The sequence below is a fragment of the Streptomyces sp. NPDC087215 genome, assembly GCF_044744885.1.
GTDB lineage: Bacteria > Actinomycetota > Actinomycetes > Streptomycetales > Streptomycetaceae > Streptomyces.
Genome location: NZ_JBIUZD010000001.1, coordinates 1,022,672 through 1,047,755 on the forward strand (window position 1 = coordinate 1,022,672; position 25,084 = coordinate 1,047,755).

The window sequence follows — 25,084 nt, forward strand, 5'->3', positions numbered from 1 at the left end:
GTCGTTCAGGCGCGGTCGCTCGCGAGCAGCGCCCAGACCTCCAGGTCCTGCCGCACTCCGCCGAATGCGAAAACCTCACGCAGCGTGCCCTCGTACCGCATTCCGAGGCGCTTCGCTACGGCAATGCTCCGCTCGTTCGCCGGAGTCACCCGCCATTCCACCCGGTGCATTCCGCGCACCCGCAGTGCCCAGTCGGTGAGATACCCGGCGGCGCGTGTGACGAGGCCTTTTCCCTGGACGTCAGGGGAGAGCCAGACGCCCATTTCGCACACGCCGGTCGGCACGTCGAAAATACGGAAAAGCGCCCCGCCCTCCATTCTGCCGTCGACCCAGATGCCGAAGATCCGGCCGCCGTCCTGACTCTGGGTGTCCGCGTACCGCTGGAGAAACTCGCGGGCCGAGTCCGTGTCCACGACGAAGTGCGCCCAGGGCAGCCACGGCGCGAGATGCGGCCGTACCCGGTCGACGTACTCGGCGAATTCTCCCGCCTGCCACGGCTCCAGTGGGCGCAGTCGGGCGCAGTCTGTCAGGTCGTGGCCGAAGAGCGTCACACGAGCCTCCCTCGAGTCGGATCCGGTTGCCACGACGGGCAGATGACGCACGCCCGCCCCTCGGATGAACTCTGCCCACCATAGGTGAGCGCCGATGACCCCGCTCACCTGGGCAGTCCGGGATGCCCGTTTCACCGGTCCGCATGATGATGCGCCGCACAGGTATGCGCTCGCGGTTCATTGATCCGCGCTCCTCGCTCATCACACGATGTGGACGTCGGAAAGCAAACGCGGCCGAAAAGCTTCGAAGGCCGTCTACTGAAACGGAGAACGATGCGTACCCACCGGTTCGTCAAGTCCACGGGATTGGCCTTCTCGGCCATTTTCCTCGCGACCGCTCCGGCTGTCTCGGGTGATCTCCTGGCGGGTGCCGGTTCCCTGGCCGAGACGACCAGCCGGAACGTGGCGGACCACGGCTGGGGCCGGTTCATCGGCGTCGAGCCCGCGGCGAAGGACGGCCTTCTCGCCCTCGCCGGCGGAACCGAGGACCACGGCTGGGGATGATCCCGTCCGTTCGACGCGCAGTTCTTTCGATTTCAGCGGAGAGGCAGGAAATGACGGCAGTCGGCGTGCACCACGTCGTGGCTCAGTGGGTCGAGCGGGCGCCCGACGTCTGCGCGGTACGCGAACCGGCGGGCGGCCGGGCACTCTCGTACCGGGAGCTGTGGCGGCGCTCCGGCTGGCTGGCCGCCGAGCTGGCGAGCCGGGGGGTCGGCCGGGGCGATCTCGTACCGGTCGCGCAGGACCGCTCGGTCGACCTGATCGTCACCTTCCTCGGCATCCTGCGCTGCGGCGCCGCCTACCTCCCGCTCGACGCCCTCGCCCCCACCGGGCGGCTCGCCGACATCGTCCGCGAGTCCGGCTCCCGGGTGATCGTCCGCGCGCCGAAGGCCCGGCAGGCCGACACGGGCCGCTGGTCCGGGCTGTCGTCCTGGCTTCCCGAGGGCGTAGAGCCGCTCGACCCGCCCGAGCACGACCCCGGTCTGCCGGTGCCCGCGCCGACGGGCGACGCCGACGACCCGGCCTACGTCAACTTCACCTCGGGTTCGACCGGCCGCCCCAAGGGTGTCGTCGTTCCGCACCGGGCCGTGCTGCGGCTCGCCCTCAACGCGCTGTTCTGCACGGTCGAGCCGGGCGACCGGTTGGCCAGTTCCGCCAATCCGGCCTTCGACGCGACCACCTTCGAGGTGTGGAACGCGCTCTGCGGCGGCGCGACGGTCGTGGTCTTCCCGTCCGTGACCGAGCTGGCCATGGACGAGTGGACCGCGCTGATCCGCGCCGAGCGGATCGACGCCATGTTCCTCACCACCTCGCTCTTCCACACGGTGGCGCGCGAGAGCGCGGACGCCTTCTCCACCGTGGGCACCGTCGTGGTCGGCGGTGAGCAGCTGGAGCTGGGCGCGGTGCGCAGGGTGCTGGCGGCGCGACCGCCGGGGCGGCTGGTCAACGGCTACGGCCCGACCGAGACGACCACCTTCGCGGCGTACTTCGACTGCACCGGGGCGAGCCTCGCGGGGCTCGACCGGGTGCCGGTCGGCTTCGCGCTCCAGGAGACCTCCCTCCATCTCCTGGACGCGGACCTGAACGACGTGCCGGTCGGTGAGACCGGTGAGCTGTGCGTGGGCGGGCCGGGTGTCGCGCTCGGCTATCTCGCCCGCCCCGAGCTGACGAGGGATCGTTTCGTCACGCTGCCCTCGACCGGTGCGCGGATCTACCGCACCGGAGACACCGGCCGCCTGCTCCCGAGCGGCGCCGTCGAGCTCTTCGGCCGCACCGACCGGCAGGTCAAGCTGCGCGGCTTCCGCATCGAGCTGGAGGAGATCGAGCGGGCCGCGACGACCGGCGGCCTCGCCGACGCGGCCTTCGTCGAGAAGACCGGGGACGGCGCCGCCGCCACGCTCGTCGGCTTCGTGCTGCCCTCGCCCGAGGCCGACGCGAGGATCGGCCGTGCGGAGCTGCCCGCCGCGCTCCACCGGCACCTCGGCGAGACCCTGCCGAGCTACATGCTCCCGTCGCGCTGGCTGGTGCTCGACCGGGTCCCGTTCGGTTCGACCGGCAAGGCCGACCGTACGCAACTGCTGCGGCTGCTCGACGCACCCGCCGCGCCGCCGGGGGGACCGGCGCCCGCCGTCTCCAGCGGCACCGGGCCCGACGCCGCGCCCGGCCACGCCCCGGCTCTCGCCGTACTGCGGGACATCTGGCGCGAGGTGCTCGGCACCGAGGCCGTGGAGCCCACCGCCAACTTCATCGACCTCGGCGGCAACTCCATCCTCGCCATGCAGGTGACCGTCCGGGTGAGGGAGCGCCTCGGCGTCCGGGTCGACGCCGGTGCGGTGCTGCTGACCGACAGCCTCGACGAGCTGGCCGCACATGTGGCCTCGACCTCCCTGGCGGGCGCCTCATGACCGGAAACCGGCCCTCACCGCTCTCCTTCGCCCAGGAGCGCCTGTGGTTCGCCGACGCCACGTCGCCGGGCAACCCGACGTACAACGTCCCGCTGTTCTTCCGCGCCCCCGGGCCGCTCGACCCCGAGGTCCTCTCCCTCGCCCTGGCGGCGGTCGCCGAGCGGCACGAGCCGCTGCGCACCGTCTACGGCCTCGTCGACGGCCGCCCGGTGCAGGAGGTGCGCCCGGCCGAGCCGGTGCCGGTCGAGGTCGTCGACCTCACCGGTGAGCCGGAGGCGGCGAGCCGTGTCGAGCGGGAGGCGCGGGAACGCGGCCGGGCGCCCTTCGACCTGGCGAGCGGCCCGCTGGTGCGGTGCACGCTGTGGCAGGGCCTGCCCGAGGGCGACGCCGTGCTGTTGACCATCCATCACATCGCTGTGGACGGCTGGTCGTTGGCTCCTCTCTTCGACGATCTGGCCGACGCCTACGAGGCGGTGGCCGCCGGAGGTCCGGCGGAGCTGCCCGCGCTGCCCACCCGTTACGCCGACTTCGCCGCGCTCGAACGCGCGGCCGAGCACGACGCGGTGACCGTGCGGGCGCTGGACGAGCGCGTCGCCGAGGTGCTCGGGGTCGCTCCCGGCCTCCGGCTGGCCGGGCGGGCCGACCGGCAGGCCGGGCCGGACGGCACACGGCCCGGCGAGCAGCTCACCGTCACCGTCCCGCCGCAGGTCCGCGGCCGGGTCGAGGAGTTCGCCCGCGCGCTGCGCGTCACGCCGTACGTGGTGCTCACCGCGGCCGTCCAGGCGGTCCTGGGGCGCTGGTCGGGGCGTGGCGAGTTCCTGCTCGGCACGATGACGGCGAATCGGGACCACCCGGGCCTCGAGGAGGCCGTCGGCTTCTTCGTCAACAACACGCCGCTGCGCTGCCGGATCGATCCGGCGGACTCCTTCCGCGGGCTGTGCAAGGCCACCCGCAAGGAGGCGTTCCGTTCGCTGTCGCACCAGCGGGTGCCGTTCGACCGGCTCACCGCGGCCGTGGCAGCCGCGCAGGGGGCGGGCCGTCGGCCGCTGGTCGAGGTCGGGTTCGTGTACCAGAACGCGCCCTCGCCCCGGTCCGGCCGCAGTGGCTGGACCGCGCCCGCCGTCCTGGGGACCGGCACCGCCAAGTTCGATCTGCTTCTGATCCTGGAGGACGGGCCCGCGGGTCTGGCCGTCACCGTCGAGTACGACTCCGAGCTGTACCGTCGTTCCTCCGCGCGGGCCCTCGCCGAGGGCGTGGCCGCGCTGCTCGACGCGGCGGTCGCGGATCCTGACGCGCCGCTGGACGCGCTGCCGGAACTGCCGGGCCAGCCACGGGCCGACGAACTGTCTCCGCCGCCCGAACCGGTCGTCCGGACGGCCGTCCCGGCCGAGGGCCGAGCGGCCGACGTGCCCCCGCCCGGTGCCGCGCTCGGCGGAGCGGAGGCCGAGGCTGCCGAGCTCTTCGTCACCGCGCTCGCCCAGCGCGGCGGGCTCGCGCCCGCGCCCGCGGCGGCGACGCTCACCGCCGACACCGACTTCTTCGCGCTCGGCGGGCACTCGCTGCTCGCGGTCAGTATGCTCGCCGAGGCCAAGCGCAGGCACGGACTCGCCGTCTCGCCAAGGGACTTCCTCCCGCGGCCCACGGTCGCCGGTCTCGCCCGTCTCCTCACCGAGGCGCGGGCCGCCGGGGCCGCGCCCGAGCCCGCCGAGCGGCCCGCCACGGTGCTCACGGGCGTGGACACCGAGCTCCACCAGGCCTCGCCGGTGCAGCAGCGCTTCTGGTTCCTCGACCGGCTGCCGTCGCTGCGCTCCGCCTATCTGATCCCCACCCTCGTCGAGTACACCGGAGCCGTCGACCACGACGTCCTGCGCCGGGCCGTGGACCTGGTCCTCGGCCGCCACCCCGCGCTGTCCTCGGTGTTCTGTCTCGACCGGCGCAGGCGCCACGTCTGCTACCGCACCACGGTCGCCCCGGCGCCGGTCGAGGTCATCGATGCCGCGAACTGGCATCCCGACCAACTGCGCGTAAGACTCTCCCAGTTGTGCTGGGCACCGATGGACCTCGCGCAAGAGGCGCCCGCCCGTGCCGAGATCCTCGGGTTCGGCCCCGAACGGACCGTGCTCGCCCTGGTCGTCCACCACATCGTCGCCGACGGCTGGTCACGCGACCTGCTGCTCGCGGAGATCGGCACGGCCTACCGCGCCCTCTCCGACGGCGCCGCTCCCGTGCTCGCCGAACCGACGCATCCGGCCCACCTCGGACCGGCCGCCCCGGCCACTCCGGCGCAGGAGCGGGAGCGGGCCGCCGCGCTCCTCGGACACCTGGACGGCGCCCCGAACGACATCGCACTGCCTCACGACTGGCCGCGATCCGAGCTCCAGTCCACCGAAGCGGCCTTGCTGACCGCCCGGCTGCCCGAGAAGACCGTCGCCCGGCTGCGCGCCGTCGCCGCCGAGGTCAACGGCTGCACGCTCTTCATGACCACGGCGGCGCTGCTCGCCGTGGCCCTGGCCCGGCGCGGCAGCCAGCGTGACTTCCTCTTCGCCTTCCCGTGGGCGGGCCGCGAGGAGCCGTCCGCGACCGAGGCGATCGGGATGTTCGTGAACACCCTGATCCTCCGGATCGATCTGCGCGGCGAGCCCACCTGGCGCGAGCTCCTCGGCCGCGTCAGGGAGAGCTGCTCGGTCTCCTACCAGCACGCCGACGTGGCCCTGGACGTCCTCGCCAACGAGCTGCACAGCGACCGCGACCTCAGCCGGCCCGCCCTCACCCCGGTGTTCCTCAGCGCCCAGAGCGGCGACACCGGACCGGCCGCCCTCGCCGACGGCATCGGAGCCCGGTTCCTTCCACTGGAACCGCTGCACATCAAGTACGAGCTCGAACTCGTCGCCACCGAGGCAGCGGAGGACCAGCTGGACCTCTGCCTGGCGTACGCCGTCAACCTCTTCACCCGGGACACGGCCGAGACGCTCCTCAGCGACGTGGTCGCCGCCGCCGAAGACCTCGCCGCCGCCCCCGACTCCCACCCCTTCACCAGGAGCATCTCGTGAACAACACCGTGGCCACGACCCCGCTCAGCGAGGCCGACCTGCTCGACCGGGTCCGGCGCGCCTGGGCCGACGTACTCGATCTGGACAGCGCCGAGCAGGTGCCCGAAGGCGTCAACTTCCTTGAAGCAGGTGGCAGTTCCCTGCTGCTCATCATGCTGTGGGAGGAGCTGGAACCGCTGACGGAGCGGACCCTGAAGGTCTCCGACCTGTTCCAGCACAGCACCGTCAAGGCCCAGGTGGCCCTGCTGGCCGACACCTCCGGCGCCGAGGAGCGGCTGACCGACCTGGGCGCGCGCAACCGCGCCGGTCTGCTCGGCCGCGCGCGCCGCGACCAGAACGTCTCCGAGTGAGCGAGGGAACCCGGACCATGACCAACGCCACCGACATCGCCGTCATCGGCATCGGCCTGCGCTATCCCGACGCCACCACTCCCGAGGAGTTCTGGCGCAACATCGACCGCGGCGTCGTCTCCATGCGCGAGATGTCCCCGGAGCAGCTGAAGTCCTCCGGGGTCAGCGAGGAGATGCTCGCCGACCCCGCCTTCGTCAGCGTCGCCACCTCGCTGCCCGGCGTCGAGGACTTCGCCTCCCCGTTCTTCGGCTACCCGCCCCGCGAGGCCGAGACCATCGACCCGCAGCAGCGGATCTTCCTGGAGGCCTGCTGGGAGGCGCTGGAGAGCGCCGGGCACCCCGCGAGCAGGAACGGCCCCGTCGTCGGCGTGTTCGCGGGCAGCGCCGCCGGAAACTACTCCGCCGCCCTGCTCGCCGCGAAGGCCCGCGAGTCCGGGCTGCGCGCGGCCGTCGACGACCTCGAACTCACCGTCGGCGGACAGGCCGACTTCATGACCTCGCGCGCGGCCTACAAGCTGGGGCTGCGCGGCCCCGCCGTCAGCCTCCAGACCGGCTGCTCCTCCTCTCTGTACGGTGTGCACTACGCCACCTTGAGCCTGCTGTCCGGCGAGTGCGACATCGCCCTGGCCGGTGGCGCGACGGTCCTCGAACCCTTCCGCGGCTACCGCCACCAGCCCGGCGGCGTACTGTCCGAGGACGGCTACTGCCGTTCCTTCGACGCCTCTTCGACCGGCACCACCTACAGCTCGGGCGTCGGCGTCGTCGCACTGCGCCGTCTCGACGACGCGCTCGCCGACGGCGACAACGTGCTCGCGGTGATCCGGGGCAGCGCCGTGGGCAACGACGGCGGCGACCGGCTCGGATTCATCGCGCCCAGCCCGCGCGGCGTCGCCGACGTCGTCGCCGCGGCCCTGGGCACCGCCGGGGTCGGCGCCGACAAGCTCCGTTACGTGGAGGCGCACGGCACCGCGACACCGGTCGGCGACAACATCGAACTCATCGCGCTGGACCGGGCGTTCCGGGCCAGCACCGACAAGACCGCGTACTGCGCGCTCGGTTCGGTGATGTCCAACATCGGTCACACCGGTCCGGCCGCGGGCATCGCCGGTTTCATCAAGGCCGTGCACGTCGCCCGCACCGGCAAGATCCCGCCGCACCCGACCTTCGAGCGGCCGCGCGACCCGGGCATCCTGGACGAGAGCCCGTTCTTCGTCACCACCACCGGCGAGGAGTGCGTCGACGCCGACCGTCACGTCCTGGTGAACTCCATGGGCGTCGGCGGCACCAACGCCGCCATCGTGCTCGCCGCCCCGCCGGAGCCGGTGCGCCCCTCGGCCCCGAGCCGCACCACCGTGCGCCTGGTGCTGTCGGCCCGTACCCGCGCCGAGCTCGACCAGGCCTGCCGCAGGCTCGCCGACGCCCTCGACGAGGGTGACCTCGACGCCGGGGACGTCGCCCACACCCTGCGGGCGGGCCGGGCCGTCTTCGACGAGCGACGTGTGGTCAGCGCGCCCCGCGAGCGCCTGGCCGCCGCGCTCCGGATGCCACGGCCGCCCGCCGTGCGGACCGAGCGGGCCGCCGGCCGCCGCCCCGTCCTCGTACTGCCCGCCACGGACGCCCCGCAGCCCTCGGCCGCCCTGCTGGCCGGTCTGCGTGCCGCGCTGCCCGAGCTGGGCGAATCCCTGACGGATTCTCGGGACAGCCTGCCCGAGGGCCGGTTCCCGATCCTCGTCGGGCACGGCGAGCCCGCGAAGGGCCGTCATGTGGTGGCCCTGGCCGACCCGCTGGACGAGGAGGCTCTCGCCGAGCTCCTCGACGACGCGGTGACCACCGCGTGGCTGCACGGCGCCGAGGTGAACTGGTCCGCGCTCGACGGCCGACGGGGCCGCCGCGTCGGGCTGCCGACGTACCCCTTCACCCGCAAGCGTCACTGGGCCCTGGACCATCTCAGCTACGACGGTCCGGTCGCCGCCGCGCCCGCCGTCACCGGCACCGCGTCCACCGCGGCCGAGGGCAGCGTCGAGGCCGGTCTGGTCCAGCTGTGGAAGGACCTGTTCGGGCACGAGACCATCGGCCTGGACGACGAGTTCGCCTCGCTCGGCGGCACCTCGCTGCTGTCCGTGCAACTGGTCCTGGAGATCCAGCAGCGCTTCGGCGTCCTGGTGAACATCCACCGGGCGGGCGGCAGCCAGGCCACCGTCCGCCGCCTCACCACCATCGTCGAGGGCCTGCTGAACGGCGCGGGTCTCGGCGACGAGGAGGTCGACCCGGCGGCCGACGGCGACGGCGTGCTCGTCGACGCCGACCTGCAGATCGCCCTGGAGCCGCTCGCCAAGAAGACCGCGCCCGGCAAGGACGTCCTGCTCACCGGTGCCACCGGCTACCTCGGCGCCTTCCTCCTCGACGAGCTGGTGCGCGCCTCGAAGGGCCGTGTCTACTGCGTGGTCCGGGCCGCCGACGAGGCCGAGGGCATGGCCCGGCTGCGGGCCACGGCCGCCAAGTTCGGCCTGGCCGAGCCCGACCCGGAGCGCGTCCACGCCGTCCCCGGTGACCTGCGCGGCATCGCCGAGGTCTGCGCGACGTACCGCGGCGGTGAACTCGCGGAGCGGGTCGGCCATGTGCTGCACTGCGCCGCCAAGGTCGTCTTCACCGAGCCGTACCGCATGTTGCGCGAGGACAACATCCTGCCGCTGGTCGCCCTGCTGAACTGGATGCGTCCGCTCGGCATCCGCGACATCAGCTTCATCTCCACCGTCGCCGCCACCGCGCCCGCGGGCACCGACGGACGGCTGATGGAGACCCGCGAGCAGCCGCTCGACCCGCAGCTCGGCGGCTACGGCGTCAGCAAGTGGGTCGGCGAGCGGCTCCTGGAGCGCGCCGACCAGGACGGGATGCGGGTACGGGTGTTCCGTCCCGGCCTGATCATGGCCTCCAGCGCGACCGGCGCCTGCAACGACAAGGACCTCATCTGGTTCCTGCTCGCCAGCGGCCTGGTGGTCGGCGCCCGTCCGGTCGACGACCGCGGAATGCCGGTCTCCCCGGTGGACGTGCTGGCCCGCGCGGTCGCCGAACTCGCCCTGTCCTCCAAGTCGGTGGGCCGCGCCTACCACCTCGTCGACGAGATCTCGCCGAGCCTGGAAGACCTCTTCGAGGCGCTGGAGGAAGCGGGGCTGCCGACCCGCACCGTGCCCCTGACCGAGTGGCAGCGGCTGGTCGCGGAGCGCGCCACGGCCACCGGCAGCAAGGTTCTGGCGGCGACCGCCCTCTACGAGATGGAGGGCCACGAGCTGGACGAGGCCGGTGTGCAGGCTCGCGGCTGGCAGCCGTGGCTGCGGAAGGCCGGGCTCTCCCCGCTGGTCACCGGCGAGCAGCTGCGCAGCGGACTGGCCTTCCTGGCCCACCGCACCCAGGACATCGGCTCGCTCCTGCCCGCCCTGGCGGCCGAGGGCGCGGGCACGGGCATCGAGGGGGAGAAGTGAGCGACGACCCGACGCGGTCCGGCGACGAGAGCGCCGTCCCGCCCGCCCGGCACCGGCTCGCCGTCATCGGCGCGGGTGTCATGGGCACCGGCATCACCACGCTGGCCCTGGGCCGTGGCGTCGACGTGATCCTCGTCGACGTCTCCGAGGAGATCCTCGCCAAGGCCCGTACCGCGACCACCGGGCAGCTGCGGTTCGCCCGGATGATGGGCAAGCTGCCGCGCGAGGGCGCGACCGGCGAGCTGGTCACCACCACCCGGATCGAGGACGTGGCCGGGGCGACCGCCGTCGTCGAGGCCGTCACCGAACTGGCCCCGCTCAAGGCGAAGGTGCTCGCCGAGGTGTCGGCGGTGGTCGCCCCCGGGACCCTGCTGATCTCCAACACCTCGGCCGTCCCGATCGACGAGCAGGCCGACTCGGTGGCCCGGCCGGAGGACCTGGTCGGCATCCACTTCATGAACCCGCCCTATCTGATCCACACCTCCGAGCTGATACGCGGTCCCCGCAGCGGCGAGGCCGCCGTCGCCGCCGCCCAGGTCCTCCTGGAGGCCCTGGGCCAGCACGGGGTCCTGGTCGGCGACGGGCCCGGCTTCGTGATCAACCGGATCCTGCAGCGCATGATCAACGAGGCCGCCCGGATCGTCGCCGAGGACGTGGCCGACCCGGCGTCCGTCGACGCCGCCTTCGAGGGCTGCCTCGGCCACGCCACCGGTCCGCTGGCCACCGCCGACCTCATCGGTCTCGACAACGTGGTCGACTCCCTGCGCGTCCTGCACGAGCGCACCGGGGACGCGGGCTACGAGCCCTGCGCCCTGCTCCTGGAAAAGGTCGCCGCCGGCGACTTCGGCCGCAAGACCGGCCGCGGATTCTTCGCCTACGGAGGAAGCACGACATGAGCACCCCCACCACTCAGCAGGACGTCGCCGGGCAGGACGCGGCCGGGCAGGACACCGCCGCCATCCGCGAGACGCTCACCGCGTTCCTGGAGCAGCGCACCAGGACCGAGGTCACCGCCGACGTCGACCTGTTCTCCACCGGCCTGGTCACCTCCCTGTTCGCGATGGAGCTGCTGGTGCACGTCGAGCGGTCCTTCGGGGTCCAGGTCGGCGGCCCCGACCTCACGCTCGACAACTTCCGCAGCGTGGACGCCATGACCGCGCTCGTACTGCGGCTGCGGGAGGGCGACGATGAGTGAGCCGACGGCGGGCGGCGACGCCCGCGCCGAGGCGCAGCAGCTGGCCTCCGAGCTGATCGGCGACCGCGCGGACGGCTGGGACCGGTCCGGCGAGCTGCCGCTCGACGTGCTGCGCGAGCTCGGCGGCAAGGGGATGCTCTGCGCCCAGGTTCCCGCCGCGTACGGCGGTCTCGGTCTGAGCAGCGCCGACAACGGCGAGCTGACCGCCCATGTCGGCGCCCTGTGCTCCTCCCTGCGCAGCGTGATGACCTCGCAGGGCATGGCCGCCTGGACCGTCGAGCGGCTCGGCAGCGACGAGCAGAAGGCCGTCCACCTGCGTGAGCTGACCTCCGGCCGACTGGCCGGGGTGGCGTTCAGCGAGCCCGGCGCGGGCAGCGACCTCGGTGCGATGGGCACCACGATCCGCACCGAGGGCGACACGATCGTCCTGGACGGCCGCAAGTCCTGGATCACCGTGGGCGCCTACGCCGACCTCCTCGTCGTCTTCGGCCGCCACGGCGCCGGGGCGGGCGCGGTGGTCGTCCCCACGGACGCGCCCGGCGTGACCGTGGAGCGGATCGCGGACCCGATGGGCTGCCGGGCCGCCGGACACGCCGACATCACCTTCGACGGGGTACGGCTGCCGGCCGACCGGCTGCTCGGTGGCGCCGGGCTCCCGGTCGACTGGCTGGTGACCTCGGCGCTCACCTTCGGCCGGGTCTCCGTGGCCTGGGGCTGCGTCGGCATCCTGCGGGCCTGTCTGCGGGCCGCGGCCTCGCACGCCGCGACCCGGCGGCAGTCCGGCACACCGCTCGCCGAGCACCAGCTGATCGCCCGGCACCTGGCCGAGCTGCACGTCGCCCACGAGGCATCGGCCCGCTGCTGCGAGCAGGCCAGCCGCTGCTGGGACGAGAACACCCCCGAGCTGGTCACCTCCGCCGTCACCGCCAAGCACCTCGCCGCGGGGCACGCCGCACGCGGCGCGGCCACGGCCGTGCAGGTGCTCGCCTCGGCGGGCGCCCGGGACGGCGGCCCGGTGGCCCGTGCCTACCGGGACGCCAAGCTGATGGAGATCATCGAGGGCAGCAACGAGATCAGCCAGCTGCTGCTCGGCAAGCACGCCCTGGCGGTGTGGTCATGAGCCGCACCGCAGCCGGGGGCGCCGTCGGCGCCGGGACCGGCACGGACACCCGTATCGGCATCGGTGTCGTCCACACCGTCCTGCCCACCGTCCGCACCGCGCCCGTCGACCTGCCCGAGTTCTCCGAACTCGCCCCGCAGGAAGCCGAGTTCGTGCGCGGCAGCGGCATCGGTACGGTCGGTGTCCTGGAGGACACCACCGCGGGCGACCTGGCCGCCCTGGCCGTCCGCGGTCTGCTGGACCGGCTGGACGGGCTCGCCGGGAACGCGCCCGCCGCGGCCCGGCCCGACACCCTGATGCTGGTCGGGCCGCGCGCCCCCGACGTCCTGCTCGGCTCGGACGCCTGCCGGGTGCAGGCCGAGGCGAAGCTCGACGGCGCCTTCGCCTTCACCCTCGACGGGCTCGGCTGCACCGGATCCAGCGCCGCCTGGGCGCTCGGCCGCGACCTGCTGCTCGCCGACCCGTCACGGCAGAGCGTGCTCATCGCCCACGGCAGCCGCCCGACCGGCCTCGACCGGGTCCGGTACCCGGTCACCGTGATCGGTGACGGCGCCTACGCGATGACCCTGGTCCGGGGCGGCCGACCGGTGCTGCGGGCCCACCGCCAGGAGACCGACGGCACCTTCCACGACCTGTTCCGGGTCGACTACAAGCAGGTGCCGTACTACGAGTGGCGCGAGGAGTGCGCCTCGGCCGACCGGTACCGCTTCGAGCTGGCCATGAACAGCCGGATGCGGCTGGCCCGGATGGTCGACGAGGTGCTCGCGGAGGCGGGCGTCGACAAGGGCGCCGTCGCCACGACGCTGATGCAGAACGTCACCGCGAGCGCGTACCAGTTCTACGAGACGCTGCTCGGCCTGCCGATCCATCCGGTGTGCGGCGAGCATCTCGCCGTGTACGGGCACCTCGGCGCCATGGACGTGGTGCTCAACCTCGACCGGCTCCTGGCGAGCGGCGAACTCGCCCCGGGCGACCTCGTGCTCGTGCTCAACAACAGCCCGGTCGCGGCCTGGGCCGTGACCCTGTGGGAGGTGTGACCGTGCCCCAGACCGCCGGGACTTCCGAGATCCCCGACTCCCCCGTGTCCCCGGACTCCTCCGGGACCTCCGGAACCGCCCCCGTCACGACCGTCAAGTGCCTGGTGTGGGACCTCGACAACACACTGTGGCAGGGCACCCTGCTCGAAGACGGGGAGGTCGTGCTCCCCGACGGGATCCGGCAGGTGATCACCACCCTCGACGAGCGCGGCATCCTCCAGGCCGTGGCGAGCAAGAACGACCACGACCACGCCTGGGGGAAGCTCGAACAACTCGGCCTGGCCGAGTACTTCGTGCACCCGCAGATCGGCTGGGGCGCCAAGTCCGGCTCCGTGCGCACCATCGCCGAGCGGCTGAACTTCGCCCTCACCACCCTCGCGTTCATCGACGACCAGCCCGCCGAGCGCGCCGAGGTCGGCCATCACCTCCCCGAGGTGCGCCGCTACCGGGCCGAGGAGGCGCTGGAGCTCACCGGGCTCCCGGAGTTCAGCCCGGTCGTCACCGCCGACTCGCGCCGTCGCCGTGAGATGTACCAGGCCGGATCCCGCCGAGAGGCGGCCCGCCAGGACTTCACCGGCGCCGACGAGGAGTTCCTGCGCACCCTGGCCCTGGTCATGACGATCCGGCGGGCCGACGAGGCGGACCTGGCCAGGGTCGAGGAACTCACCCTGCGCACCAGCCAGATGAACGCCACCGGTGTGCACTACGGCGACGCGGAGCTGCGCGCGCTGCTCGCCGACCCGGGGCACGAAGTACTGGTCGTCACGTTGAGCGACCGCTTCGGCGACCACGGTGCCGTCGGCATCCTGCTGCTCGAACGGCTCCCCGGCGTCTGGCACCTCAAGCTGCTCGCCACCTCCTGCCGGGTGGTCTCCTTCGGCGCGGGCTCGGTGATCCTGCGCTGGCTGACCGACCGGGCCGCGGCCGCGGGCGTGCACCTCGCCGCCGACTTCCGGCGCACCGAGCGCAACCGGATGATGGAGGTCGCCTACCGCTTCGCGGGCTTCACCGGCGACGCCTGCCCGTGCGCCGCCGCGGTCACCGGCCCGGACCGGGAGGGCATCGAGCTGCTGCACATCGAGCCCGTACGGCAGGAGCCACCGACCACCATGCGGCTCGACGCCCCCGACCTGGCCGTCCCGCGCGCCGGGGCCGACACGGCCGTCGCCGCCGAGGTGTCGCATGGCTGAGCCCGTCCCGGGGGAGCTGCCCGGCACCCTGTACGAGTGGTTCGACCGGACCGTCGAGCGGCACCCGGACGAGCCCGCCGTCGAGGCGGGCGGCACCGTGCTCCGTTACGGCGAGCTGCGGCGGGCCGCCGAGCACGTCGCCGCCCGGATCCTGGCGGCGCACGGCTCCGCGCCCCGCCGGATCTCCGTGATGGCGACCCGCTCGGTGGCGGTCCTCGCCGCCTATCTGGCGGGTCAGCGGCTCGGCGCGTGCGTCACCCCGGTCAATCCCTCCTTCCCGGTGCAGCGCAACCGGATGATCGTGGAGCTGGCGGGCGCCGAGGTGCTGATCGTGGACGCCGAGGACACGGCGCAGCTCGACGGCGGTCTCGGCGGCTGCGCGCCCACCGAACTGCGTCTCGACACCGCCGAGGTGGCCGCCGCCGGGCGTGCGGCGACGACGCCCGCGCCGGAGCTGCCGCCGTACACCACGGGACCGGACGAGGTCGCGTACGTCCTGTTCACCTCGGGCTCGACCGGCCGCCCCAAGGGCGTGCCGATCCGGCACCGCAATCTGAGCCCGTATCTGGGGCACAGCATCGAGCGCTACGGCATCGGACCCGGCTGCCGGACCTCGCACACCTTCGATCTGACCTTCGATCCTTCGGTGTTCGACCTCTTCGTCACCTGGGGCGGCGGAGCGACGCTGGTGGTGCCGGGCCGGGCCGAGCTCCTCTCGCCGGTCGACTACATCGTGGAGAACGGGGTCACGCACTGGTTCTCGGTGCCGTCCGTGGTCTCCGTCAGCGCTCAACTCGGCAATCTTCCGCCCGGGTTGGCGACGGACCTGCGGATGAGCGTGTTCATCGGCGAGCAGCTGTCCTACGACCAGGCTCGGGCCTGGCACGCGGTCGCCCCGCGGGCCTCGATCGAGAACGTCTACGGCCCCACCGAACTGACCGTGGCGTGCACCGAGTTCGCGCTGCCCGCCGATCCGGCCGACTGGCCCGCCACCTCCAACGACACCGTGCCGGTCGGGCCCGTCTACGACTTCCTCGACCATCTGGTGCTCGACGAGGCGGGCCGCCCCGCCGAGGAGGGTGAACTGGTCGTCCGTGGTTCCCAGCGCTTCGACGGCTATCTCGACCCGGCCGACAACCGGGGTCGCTTCCTCCGCCATGACGAGGACGGCGCCACGCCGTACGACGGCGAGGGCCCGCTCACCGCGGCGCACTACTACCGCACCGGTGACCGGGTGCGCTGGGAGTCGGGGCTGCTCGTGCACCTCGGCCGACTCGACAACCAGGTCAAGGTACGCGGCTACCGCGTCGAACTCGGCGAGATCGAGGCCGCCATGCGCCGCCACCCGGACCTCGACCAGGCCGTCGTCATCGCGCTGAAGCAGGGCGACGACGTCGAACTCGTCGGCTGCCACACCGGCACGCCCGTCGAACCTCAGCAGCTCGGCCGCTGGCTGCGCAAGCGGATCCCGGTCCACATGGTGCCCCGGCGGTTCCGGCACCTGGACTCCCTGCCGCTGAACCCCAACGGAAAGATCGACCGGCCACGCATCACCGGCGATCTCCAGTCCCCCAACCTCGCCGCGGCCCGACCGGCCGGCGGCAGCGGAGGCCACCATGGCGTTTCTCGATGACATCATCCCGCCACCGGGCATCGTACGGACCCTGTGCCTGAGCAACTTCGCCAAGACCGCGGGACACGGTGTCCTGATGGCGGTCAGCGTGCTGTTCTTCACCCGTACCGTCGGCATCCCCGCCGTGCAGGTCGGGCTCGCGCTGAGCATCGGCGCGGCGATGGCCATGGCCGCGAGCATCCCGGCCGGCCGGCTCGCCGACATCCTGGGCCCGCGCAACACGACCGTCGGCTTCCTGCTGCTGCTCGGCGTGTTCGTCGGCACGTACGCCTTCGTCGAGAGCTTCGCCGCCCTCGTCGTGGTCACCAGCCTCGCGCTGATGGCGGAGTCCTCCACGGACGCCGCCCGCGGCGCGCTGATAGCCGGGCTCATCCCGCAGGAGGACCGCGTCCGCGCCTGGTCGTACATGCGCGCCGTCAGCAACCTCGGCGTGACGCTCGGCGCCGCCGCCGGGGCCGTCGCGCTCTGGTTCGACAACCGGCCCGCCTACATCGGCCTGCTCGTCGCGGGCGGTGTGATGTTCCTGATCGCCGGAGCCGCCTACACGACCGTGCCGTCGGTCGCTCCGGTGCCGAAGGAGAGCAGCGGCCCCAAGTGGGTGGTGCTGCGCGACCTGCCGTACGCGGCGGTGGCGCTGCTCAACTCCGTCCTGGTGATGAACGTCGCCATCCTCACGGTCGCGCTGCCCATCTGGATCACCGGCCACACCAACGCGCCGAAGTGGCTGTACTCGGTGATCCTCATCCTCAACACGATCATGGTCGTGCTCTTCCAGGTCCGTGCGGGCAAGGGCAGCGAGGACGTCCGCGGCGGCGCCCGCACCCTGCGCCGGTGCGGTGTCTTCCTCGCCGTGTGCTGCGGGTTCTTCGCGCTCGCCGCCGACCGCCCGGTGTGGGTCGCGGTCGCCGCGCTGCTCGCCGGAGCCGCCGTGCACGTGATCGGCGAGATGCTGTACAGCGCCGGCTCCTGGTCGCTGGCCTTCGGCCTGGCCCCCGATCACGCGCAGGGCCAGTACCAGGGCATGTTCGGCATGTCGACCCAGCTCGGCTCGATGGTCACCCCCGCGCTGGCCACGCTGCTCATCGTGCAGTTCGGCTGGCCTGCCTGGATCATCTTCGCGGCCCTGCTCCTCGGCGCCGGACTCGCCGCGCCCGCCGTGGCCTCCTGGGCCGAACGCACCCGCGAACCGGCCCCCGATACGGGAACAGCGGCCGTCGCCTCCTGACCGCCGCCCGAACGGAGAACGCACGACATGGACTTCAGCCTCTTCTACTTCGCCAACGACAGCACCGAGTCCGCCTCCAAGCGCTACGAACTGCTCCTGGAGGGAGCCAAGTTCGCCGACCGCAACGGCTTCAGCGCGGTGTGGACCCCGGAGCGCCACTTCCACCCCTTCGGCGGCCTCTACCCCAACCCTTCGGTGACCGGCGCGGCCATCGCCGCCGTGACCGAGCGCATCGGCATCCGGGCGGGCAGTGTCGTCGCCCCGCTCCACCATCCGCTGCGCATCGCCGAGGAGTGGTCGGTCGTCGACAACATCTCCGACGGCCGGGTCGGGCTCTCCTTCGCCTCCGGCTGGCACGCCGCCGACTTCGCGCTGCGCCCGGAGAACTACGAGAACCGCCGCGAGATCCTCCTGGAGCAGGTGGAGCAGGTCCGGGCGCTGTGGCGCGGCGAGCGGATCACGGTCACCGACGGGGTCGGCAGCGAGCAGCGGCTCGGGATCTACCCGCCGCCGGTGCAGCCCGAGCTTCCGGTCTGGGTGACCAGCGCCGGTGGTGCCGAGACCTTCCGCAACGCGGGCCGGTCCGGTTCGGGTCTGCTGACGCATCTGCTCGGCCAGGACCTCGACGACCTCGCGCACAAGATCGCCGAGTACCGCAAGGAGGTCGCGGCACTCGGCCGCGCCGACGGCTGGACCGGGCATGTCGCCCTGATGGTGCACGCCTTCCTCGGCCCGGACGAGGACGCCGTCCGCGAGACCGTACGGGTCCCGCTCGGCGACTACCTGCGCAGCTCGCTCGGGCTGCTGCTGGGCTCGCGGCTCGACGGCAGGCGCTTCGACGCGTCCAAGCTGTCGCCGGAGGACGTCGACTTCATCGTGGCGCGCTCCTTCGACCGCTACTTCGACGACGGCGGACTGCTCGGCACCGTCGACAAGGCGGAGCGCATGGTGGAGCGCTTCCGGGCGATCGGCGTGGACGAGATCGCCTGTCTGATCGACTTCGGACTGCCCACGCCCACCGTCCTGGCGAGCCTGGAACACCTGAACCAGCTGCGTCGGCGCACCTCGCTCGACGGAGAGGGCGGCACGTCATGACCGAACGCGTCGAGCACCCCGGAAGGGCGGGGACGCGGGCCCCGGGCGGGATCGTCGACTTCGAGGTGGTGTTCCCTTCGTCGGCGGTGGACGTGCGGGAGCTCCACGAGTCCTCCGGCGTGTCCGTGGACGACATCCTGGCCATCACGCACACCGAGCGGTTCCCCGCCCTCGACGAGGACGAGGCCGCGTGGGAGCTGGCCGCGACCGCCGCCCGCACCGTGCTGGAGCGGCGGGGGATCGACCCGGACGACATCGGTCTCGTCGTCTACGCGGGTTCGGGCGAGTGGGACCTGCCGTTCTGGTCGCCCGCCGCCAAGGTCGCCGACGAACTGGGCATCGGCGGCGCCCACTGCTTCGAGATCGCCAACTTCTGCAACGGCGGGATGACGGCCGTCCGCACCGCCCTGGCTGAACTCGCCCTGGGTGCCGGTCCGTACGCCCTCGTGCTCATCGGCGACCGGCTCAGCAGGCTCGTCGACCACGAGGACCCCGAGTCCAAAGCCCTGTTCAACTTCGGCGACGCCCCGGCCGCGCTCCTCATCGGCCGCGAGAACTGTCTGCTCGACGTGCTGACCTCGGCGATGCGCACCGACCCTTCGTGGGCCGACTACTACTCCGGCGACGTGGAGGACGACCGGGTCCTGATGCGCCGCCGCGGCCGTCGGCAGGGGCTCGCGGACGCCTATCTGGAGAACTTCCCGGCCCGCGTCGACGACGTGCTCGCCACCCTCGGCAAGCGGATCGCCGACGTCGACTGGTTCCTCATCAACCAGGGCGACAAGGGGATGCACGAGAAGCTGCTCGCCAGGCTCGGCATCCCGCCCGAGAAGAGCGTCTTCAACTACCACCGGTACGGGCACATGGGCGGCTCGGACCCGTTCATCGCGCTCGGCGGCCTGATCGCGGACGAGCGGATACGGCCCGGGGACCTGGTCCTGGTCGCCGCCAGCGGCATGGGCTTCAGCTGGAGCGTGACGGCGCTGGAGTACCGAGGCCGATGACCGCTCCCGTACGCCCTTACGCGGGCTGGAAGGACCTGCGGCGCCTCCTCGCCCCGGTCACCGCGCCCGTGGTCCGGCCGGTCGGCGGCGGCACCGCGGGCCCGCCCGACGGGGCCACCACGGCGCCGTTCACGCTGCTGTTCGTCCATCACGCCGGTGGATCGGCGGCGGCCTTCGCCCCGCTGCCACGGCACCTGCCCACCGACTGGCGGCTGCTCGCCGTGGACCTCCCGGGCCGTCTGATGGCCATGGGCGAGGGCGGCTGCCGCTCCACCACCGAGGCGGTGGCCTGGCTCGCCCCGCTCACCCGGCAGCTGCTCGACGGGCCGTACGGCGTCTTCGGCCACAGCATGGGCGCCCTCGTCGCGTACGAACTGGCCCGGGAGCTCTCCCGGGACGGACGGCCGCCCGTCTGGGTCGGGCTCTCCGGCGCGCCCGCGCCCGGCCACCGCCCCGACCGCGCCCAGCGGCACCTGTGGTCGCGTGAGCGGCTGACCCGTTTCATGCGGGAGCTGGGCGGCACCCCGGAGGAGGTGCTCGCGGTCCCCGACCTCGTCGGCCCGATGGTGGAGGCGCTGCGCGGAGACCTCGCCGTCGTCGACACGTACGAGGAGCGGCCCGGCCCGCCGCTGGAGATGCCGCTCTCCCTGTTCACCGGCGCGGACGACCCGGTCGCCCATCCGGCGCTCGCCGCGCCCTGGGCCGACCGCACCACCGCCCCGGCCGAACAGCACTCCTGGCCCGGCGGCCACTTCTACCTGTACGAGCACGCGGCGGCGGTCTGCCGGACCGTCGTCCGTGACATCACCGCGGCCCGTGTCCGCGATCAGTACGTCGGCTCCCCCGCGGAACAGCCTTCATGACACCTCGGTTGTCGGCCCCGGGGTCCTGACCGGGGGCCTTCCGAAGAGATCGCCGACCATGTCACCACCGCGGGGGAACTCGGGAGTGCCGGGGGGGGCTTCCGTCAACCGTCACGGCGGGCAGTCCCGTTCGCTCGGCGAGTCCGGCAACAGCCCCTTGGTCGCGATCAGATAGCCGAGCTGGGCCCGGCTGACGCTGCCGAGGCGCCGCGAGATCCGGCTGATGTACTCGGCCACGGTCCGGCGGCTGATGCCGAGTCCGCGGGCGATCTTCTCCTCCGTGTGTCCGGCGACCAGGAAGCGGACGATGCTCTGCTCCAGCTCGGAGACGACGTTCTCCGGCCTTTTTCCGGCGGCCGGGTCCACCGGAGTGCCGCGCGCCCAGGCGTACTCGAAGACATTGGCCAGATACCGGACGACATGCGGATCACGCACTTCCAAAGCTTCGTCCGGAGAATCGGAAAGCGTCGGGATAAAGGCCACGGCACGGTCGCAGATGATGACCCGGTCGAACATTTCATCAACGGTCCGGATGCCGCCACCAGCTTCCACGACGGTGCGGATGTATTCCGCCGTGGGCGGATGATTCCATACGGCATGTTGATAGAGAGTGCGCTGCGAGACACCTCTCGACAAGAGGTCGAGATTGCGTCGGACGACCGCTTCGAGGATCTGCGGCGGTCGTCGGCCGCCCGGCTGGGCGGTCAGCAGCTCCGCCTTGCACAGTCCGACCGCGGTGTCGATCGTCTCGGCGATCTCGGCGGCGCCGCGTAACACCCTCGACGACTGCGGACCGCCTTGGCGGCCCTCGGTGTACACGGCCTCCGCCGTCTCGAACGACTTGGCCAGAGCCTCCAGCCGACGTCCGCTCTCCGCGAGCTCCCGCTCCAGCGGAGCCAGCGTACGGCCGGCCGCTATCGTCGGAGCGACCGGCGCCAGGAGCCCCGGTTCGCCCGGCACCGGCACCAGCAGCCCCAGTTCGGTCGCGCAACGCACCGGTGGCTCGGCCGGGACCGGCCCGCCAGTGACGGCGCTTTCGTAACGGCGTAGTCCCGACTCGCACAACCCTGGTCCACACCGTGCACCCACACACCCTGTTTGTAACATTTGCCCCCCTGCGTGATCATGCGCTGCGCATACATGTTAGGTCAGAAAGTTGTTGCAGCAACTGTGCGGCGGAAAGCATGAGTGGGCCCACTCCCAGCAGTTCGACACCGCATTTACCAAGGGATGGAAATGCCTCATTCGATTCACAGCGAAGAGTTCCGTACGGCGGTCGCCCGGCTGTCGGTGCCCGGAATGGGCACGGAAGTGGTCGGTCCACTTCTCGCCAACCTCGTCCAACTTCTGCGCCCACAGCGGGTGTTGGAGGTCGGGATGGGGTATACGACGCCCTTCCTCGCCGCCGCGCTCGCCGAGGCCGAGCAGACGGTGGCCGCCGAGTCCCTCGCGCTCGCCGCGAAGACCCGCGAACACCTGGACGCCGGCCGCACGCTCGACGACGGCTGGCTGCTCGCCGAGCCCCCGCTCGTCACGCCCGCCTCGCATCTGGAGCCGTACCGTCCGATGCTGGCCGCCGTGGACAACCTGTCCATCGCCGAGTCCTCCGCGGGCCGGGTCCGCGAGGTGCTCGCCGAACTGGGCCTGGACGAACGGGTCACCGTCGTCAACGCCGATCTGAAGGACTCGCTGGACAAGCTCCCCGAGGAGCTGACCCCGATCGACTTCGCCTGGGTCGACGCCTGGGAGTGCCTGTGGTTCTTCGACCACTTCTGGCCGCTCATCAACCCGGACGGCGGCCTCGTCGTCATGCACTACCTGATGACGTACCCGGAGGGCGACGCGGTCCGCCGCTACATCGCGAAGTTCCAGGAGCGTCACCCGGGCGAGCTGGAGGTCGTCAGCCTGCTGGAGTCGCAGAAGCTCATGCAGAACAGCGTCACAATCCTGCGCCGCACCTCCGGGGCGCGCAAGCTCCGGTACGCGGGCCCCGGCGGAGCCATCGACTACTCGGACCAGTTGCACAGCGACGCCCGGGACCACCTCCGGCTGGTCGCCGACCGCCAGGCCTGACCGCCGTGCCCGACCAGCCCGCCCGACCACCACGAGCAGTGAGGACTGCTGTGACTGCCACGCTCGAATCGGTACGCAGCCGGAGCTTCACCTTCATCCTGGGCAGCCCGCGCGGCGGCGGGAACACCGAGACCCTGGCCCGGTACGCGGCCGAGGGCCTCCCGCCGGACGCCGCCGCGGGCTGGCTCAGCCTGAGCGAGCTGCCGCTCCCCGCCCGTCCGTCCGGACCGCTCCTGGACGGCCCGGAGAAGGTGCTGCTCGACGCGACCCTGGACAGCACGGACATCGTCCTCGCGTCCCCGCTGCACTGGTACAGCGTCTCCGCCGCCACGAAGCTCTACCTCGACTACTGGGCCCGCTGGAGCGGGCTGCCGGACGTCGGCTTCCGGGAGCGGATGCGGGGCAAGAACCTGTGGGCCGTCACCGCGTACGCGCGTGGTGACGACACCGACACCGAACCGCTCACCGGGATGCTCCGCCGCACGGCCGACTACCTCGACATGCACTGGCGCGGCGCCCTGCTGGCCCGCGCCCACGGCGAGGGCGATCTGGAGGCGGACCCGGCGGCACTGGCCCGCGCGGCGGAGTTCTTCGATCCGACCGACTGAACCCACCGGACCCACCGGACCCACCGGACCCACCGGACCCACCGGACCCACCGGACCCACCGACGAGAACGAACCCACCAGGCGGGAACGGACCCACCGGCGGGAACGAGCCCCGCGTGATCTCCCCTTGTCGCTCTCCGCCCCGTACACCAAGGTGGCTCCCATGACTGCAGCACACACGATCGCCGTCCTCGGCCTGGGGCGCTTGGGCGACGCGATCGCGGCCCGCCTCACCGACCAGAACCGGAACGTCGTCGGCTGGACCCGCTCCGGGCGCGGCTCCGACACCGTGAAGACGACCTCCGACGCGAACGACGCGGTGGCGCGGGCCGACCTCGTCGTCCTGGCGCTGTTCGACGGCCCGGCCTGCCGCCAGGTCCTCGACGACGTCCGGGGCTCGTTGCGCCCGGACACGACGGTCGTGAACGTCAGCACCGTCGCGCCCGCCGAGGCGGCGGAGCTGGCCGGGCTCCTCGGCCCGTCCTATGTCCACGCGCCGGTGCTCGGTTCCGTTTCGGCGGTCGCGGCCGGTGCCCTGCGGATCCTCGCCGCCGCGGCCGACCGCGACACGCTGGACCGGGTCCGGCCGGTGCTGGAGGTCCTGGGCACCGTACGGCCCGTGGAGGACGCGGCCACCGCCGCGGCGCTGAAGCTGATCGCCAACAACAGCCTCTCCGGAGCCGTTCTCGCCCTGCGTGACACGCTGCGGCAGGCCGACGCGCTCGGCCTGCCGCGCGCCGAGGTGCTCGACGTCCTCGAACTCGGCCAGCTCGGCGGGCTCGTCGCCCGCAAGCGGGCCTTCCTGGCGGCCGAACCGGCCGCGCCCGCGGCCGAGTTCACGATCGGCGCGCTGGCCAAGGACATGGCGCTGCTGGCCGACGCCTCCGGCCTGCCCCTGCGCAGCGCTGCCGGGCTGGCCGACCTCCCTGCCGACGCCGCGGTCGGTGCCGAGTCGGACATCGCCCTCGCCGCCACGGTCCCCGCCGTGCCGGACGCCGTGCTCGAACCCCTCCGCGCCTACGTCCGCGGCCACGCCACCGGCGATCCCGCGCACTTCCGTGCGGCGTTCCTGCCCAGCGCCCACATCGAGGGGGTCCGGGAGGGTGCGTTCGTCTCGTGGCCCCTGGACACGTACTGCACCCTCTTCCACGGTTCGCCGGCCGCCGACGAGGCCACCCGGTCACGCCGGATCGACGCCGTCGACGTCCACGGCTCCGTCGCGACCGCGACCATGACGCTGGCGCACGGCGCGGACACCTTCACCGACATCTTCCTGCTGGTACGCGCCGAGGACGGCTGGCGCATCGCCAACAAGGCCTACCACCGCCACTCCTGAGCGGAGCCGCCCGCGCCTCGTGCGCGCGAACGTGGATCACCTCGGCGGCCGGTCCGCACCGGCCGCCGGGAGACCCGGGAGAGACAAGCCCGGGAGAGACGAGGCCGTCCCGGACAGACGGGTCCCAGTGTGTCGTGCTCGCGACGACTGACGACTAGCGACGTCTGCGGGGGCCCGGTGGCGCCCGGCTGGACCCGCCTCAGGTGGGCGGCGGTCCTCGGCGGGTGCGGGCGGTGCCGCGACGCGTGGGAGGAAGCCGACGCACGGGAGGAAGCCGCCCCCGGGCGCTCGCCGGAGGTCCGGGGCGCCGGGGCGCTTGGCGTTCGGGGTCGGCGGGACCGGGTAACGTCGTTGTCATGTTCTTCCAGACACCGATTGCCGAGTGAGAGCGTGACGGGCCCCCGCTGACGTCCTTCGGCGTCGCCGCGCCCGTCCCCCACCGACGCATCCACAGCTCACTTCACATCAGCACCGGGAGAACCCGTGACCGACAGCAAGAACATCAACAACCCCGTGGGCCAGGGCGGCGGCCAGCGCAAGAGGCAGTCCCGCGCCGAACGCCAGAACAACGGTCCGCACCGCAACTCCGACCGTCAGAACGCCGCCGACCAGAAGGCGGAGCTGGTCCGCAAGATGCGCGAGAAGACCCGCGGGGCCGAGGGCGCCGAGCAGGCGGGCGACGCCGCCGCGCAGAGCTGAGACACCGCCGCCACGGGGCGGCACCGCACGGGGCAGGGCCCGGACCGCGACAGACGGTCCGGGCCCTGCCCCGTATCGGGCCCGGCCGCGGCTCGGCGACAGCCACCGCATCGGCGCGGCCGGTCCCGCTCGGCGCTCGGCCGGGGTCGGCCGCCCGCGCGGGCCTCACCT

At 72.7% G+C, this 25,084-nt stretch carries 21 protein-coding genes; 19 read left to right on the forward strand and 2 right to left on the reverse strand.

The window, feature by feature from the left end:
• Nucleotides 1-5: 5 nt before the first annotated feature.
• Complete coding sequence (locus ACIO92_RS04385; RefSeq protein WP_366445045.1) at nt 6-551, reverse strand: GNAT family protein; 546 nt, start codon at nt 549-551, stop codon at nt 6-8.
• 273 nt (nt 552-824) lie between these two features.
• On the opposite strand from ACIO92_RS04385, the gene ACIO92_RS04390 reads away from it, so the two are divergent.
• From ACIO92_RS04390 to ACIO92_RS04460, 15 genes are read left to right on the forward strand one after another with little or no spacing between them, the layout of a single operon-like run.
• The gene (locus tag ACIO92_RS04390) at nt 825-1,055 is read left to right on the forward strand and encodes a hypothetical protein (protein WP_366445044.1); all 231 of its coding nucleotides are present in this window, start codon (nt 825-827) and stop codon (nt 1,053-1,055) included.
• Nucleotides 1,056-1,105: 50 nt separating this feature from the next.
• Nucleotides 1,106-2,956, forward strand: a complete 1,851-nt coding sequence (locus ACIO92_RS04395) for a non-ribosomal peptide synthetase (RefSeq protein ID WP_366445043.1) — start codon at nt 1,106-1,108, stop codon at nt 2,954-2,956.
• Nucleotides 2,953-6,006 (forward strand): condensation domain-containing protein, encoded by a 3,054-nt coding sequence (locus ACIO92_RS04400; protein ID WP_366445042.1) that lies wholly within the window; start codon nt 2,953-2,955, stop codon nt 6,004-6,006. Before ACIO92_RS04395 ends, ACIO92_RS04400 begins: the two co-directional genes overlap by 4 nt.
• Entirely contained in the window at nt 6,003-6,356 is a 354-nt protein-coding gene (locus ACIO92_RS04405) for a phosphopantetheine-binding protein (protein ID WP_366445040.1), read from the forward strand. The genes ACIO92_RS04400 and ACIO92_RS04405 overlap by 4 nt, the downstream gene beginning before the upstream one ends.
• A gap of 17 nt (nt 6,357-6,373) precedes the next feature.
• Nucleotides 6,374-9,835 (forward strand): thioester reductase domain-containing protein, encoded by a 3,462-nt coding sequence (locus tag ACIO92_RS04410; protein ID WP_402280846.1) that lies wholly within the window; start codon nt 6,374-6,376, stop codon nt 9,833-9,835.
• Entirely contained in the window at nt 9,832-10,731 is a 900-nt protein-coding gene (locus ACIO92_RS04415) for a 3-hydroxyacyl-CoA dehydrogenase family protein (protein ID WP_402280844.1), read from the forward strand. Before ACIO92_RS04410 ends, ACIO92_RS04415 begins: the two co-directional genes overlap by 4 nt.
• On the forward strand, nt 10,728-11,030 hold the full coding sequence (locus ACIO92_RS04420) for a phosphopantetheine-binding protein (RefSeq protein WP_366445037.1): 303 nt from the start codon (nt 10,728-10,730) through the stop codon (nt 11,028-11,030). Before ACIO92_RS04415 ends, ACIO92_RS04420 begins: the two co-directional genes overlap by 4 nt.
• Entirely contained in the window at nt 11,023-12,150 is a 1,128-nt protein-coding gene (locus ACIO92_RS04425; RefSeq protein WP_366445036.1) for an acyl-CoA dehydrogenase family protein, read from the forward strand. Before ACIO92_RS04420 ends, ACIO92_RS04425 begins: the two co-directional genes overlap by 8 nt.
• A complete protein-coding gene (locus tag ACIO92_RS04430; protein ID WP_366445035.1) occupies nt 12,147-13,187 on the forward strand; it encodes a 3-oxoacyl-[acyl-carrier-protein] synthase III C-terminal domain-containing protein in 1,041 nt (346 codons plus the stop codon). The genes ACIO92_RS04425 and ACIO92_RS04430 overlap by 4 nt, the downstream gene beginning before the upstream one ends.
• A 44-nt stretch (nt 13,188-13,231) precedes the next feature.
• The gene (locus tag ACIO92_RS04435; protein ID WP_366445055.1) at nt 13,232-14,377 is read left to right on the forward strand and encodes an HAD-IIIC family phosphatase; all 1,146 of its coding nucleotides are present in this window, start codon (nt 13,232-13,234) and stop codon (nt 14,375-14,377) included.
• Entirely contained in the window at nt 14,370-16,010 is a 1,641-nt protein-coding gene (locus ACIO92_RS04440; RefSeq protein ID WP_402280841.1) for an AMP-binding protein, read from the forward strand. Before ACIO92_RS04435 ends, ACIO92_RS04440 begins: the two co-directional genes overlap by 8 nt.
• On the forward strand, nt 15,994-17,235 hold the full coding sequence (locus ACIO92_RS04445; protein WP_402280839.1) for an MFS transporter: 1,242 nt from the start codon (nt 15,994-15,996) through the stop codon (nt 17,233-17,235). Before ACIO92_RS04440 ends, ACIO92_RS04445 begins: the two co-directional genes overlap by 17 nt.
• 27 nt (nt 17,236-17,262) lie before the next feature.
• Nucleotides 17,263-18,330 carry a MupA/Atu3671 family FMN-dependent luciferase-like monooxygenase gene (locus ACIO92_RS04450; protein ID WP_366445032.1) on the forward strand — a complete coding sequence of 356 codons (1,068 nt, stop codon included), beginning with the start codon at nt 17,263-17,265 and terminating at the stop codon, nt 18,328-18,330.
• Nucleotides 18,327-19,334: a 3-oxoacyl-ACP synthase III family protein gene (locus ACIO92_RS04455; protein WP_401242140.1), complete on the forward strand. Its 1,008-nt coding sequence runs from the start codon at nt 18,327-18,329 to the stop codon at nt 19,332-19,334. The genes ACIO92_RS04450 and ACIO92_RS04455 overlap by 4 nt, the downstream gene beginning before the upstream one ends.
• The gene (locus tag ACIO92_RS04460) at nt 19,331-20,197 is read left to right on the forward strand and encodes a thioesterase II family protein (RefSeq protein WP_402280837.1); all 867 of its coding nucleotides are present in this window, start codon (nt 19,331-19,333) and stop codon (nt 20,195-20,197) included. The genes ACIO92_RS04455 and ACIO92_RS04460 overlap by 4 nt, the downstream gene beginning before the upstream one ends.
• A gap of 111 nt (nt 20,198-20,308) precedes the next feature.
• Here ACIO92_RS04460 and ACIO92_RS04465 read toward each other — a convergent pair whose 3' ends face one another.
• Nucleotides 20,309-21,193, reverse strand: a complete 885-nt coding sequence (locus ACIO92_RS04465) for a LuxR C-terminal-related transcriptional regulator (protein WP_402058420.1) — start codon at nt 21,191-21,193, stop codon at nt 20,309-20,311.
• A gap of 240 nt (nt 21,194-21,433) precedes the next feature.
• Here ACIO92_RS04465 and ACIO92_RS04470 point away from each other — a divergent pair, with 240 nt between their 5' ends.
• From ACIO92_RS04470 to ACIO92_RS04485, 4 genes are all read left to right on the forward strand, one after another.
• A complete protein-coding gene (locus ACIO92_RS04470; RefSeq protein WP_366445028.1) occupies nt 21,434-22,270 on the forward strand; it encodes a class I SAM-dependent methyltransferase in 837 nt (278 codons plus the stop codon).
• 50 nt (nt 22,271-22,320) lie between these two features.
• A complete protein-coding gene (locus ACIO92_RS04475; protein WP_402280834.1) occupies nt 22,321-22,878 on the forward strand; it encodes a flavodoxin family protein in 558 nt (185 codons plus the stop codon).
• A 163-nt stretch (nt 22,879-23,041) separates the two neighbouring features.
• Nucleotides 23,042-24,214: a nuclear transport factor 2 family protein gene (locus ACIO92_RS04480; RefSeq protein ID WP_402058415.1), complete on the forward strand. Its 1,173-nt coding sequence runs from the start codon at nt 23,042-23,044 to the stop codon at nt 24,212-24,214.
• 483 nt (nt 24,215-24,697) lie between these two features.
• Complete coding sequence (locus ACIO92_RS04485) at nt 24,698-24,913, forward strand: DUF6243 family protein (protein WP_366445025.1); 216 nt, start codon at nt 24,698-24,700, stop codon at nt 24,911-24,913.
• Nucleotides 24,914-25,084 lie beyond the last annotated feature (171 nt).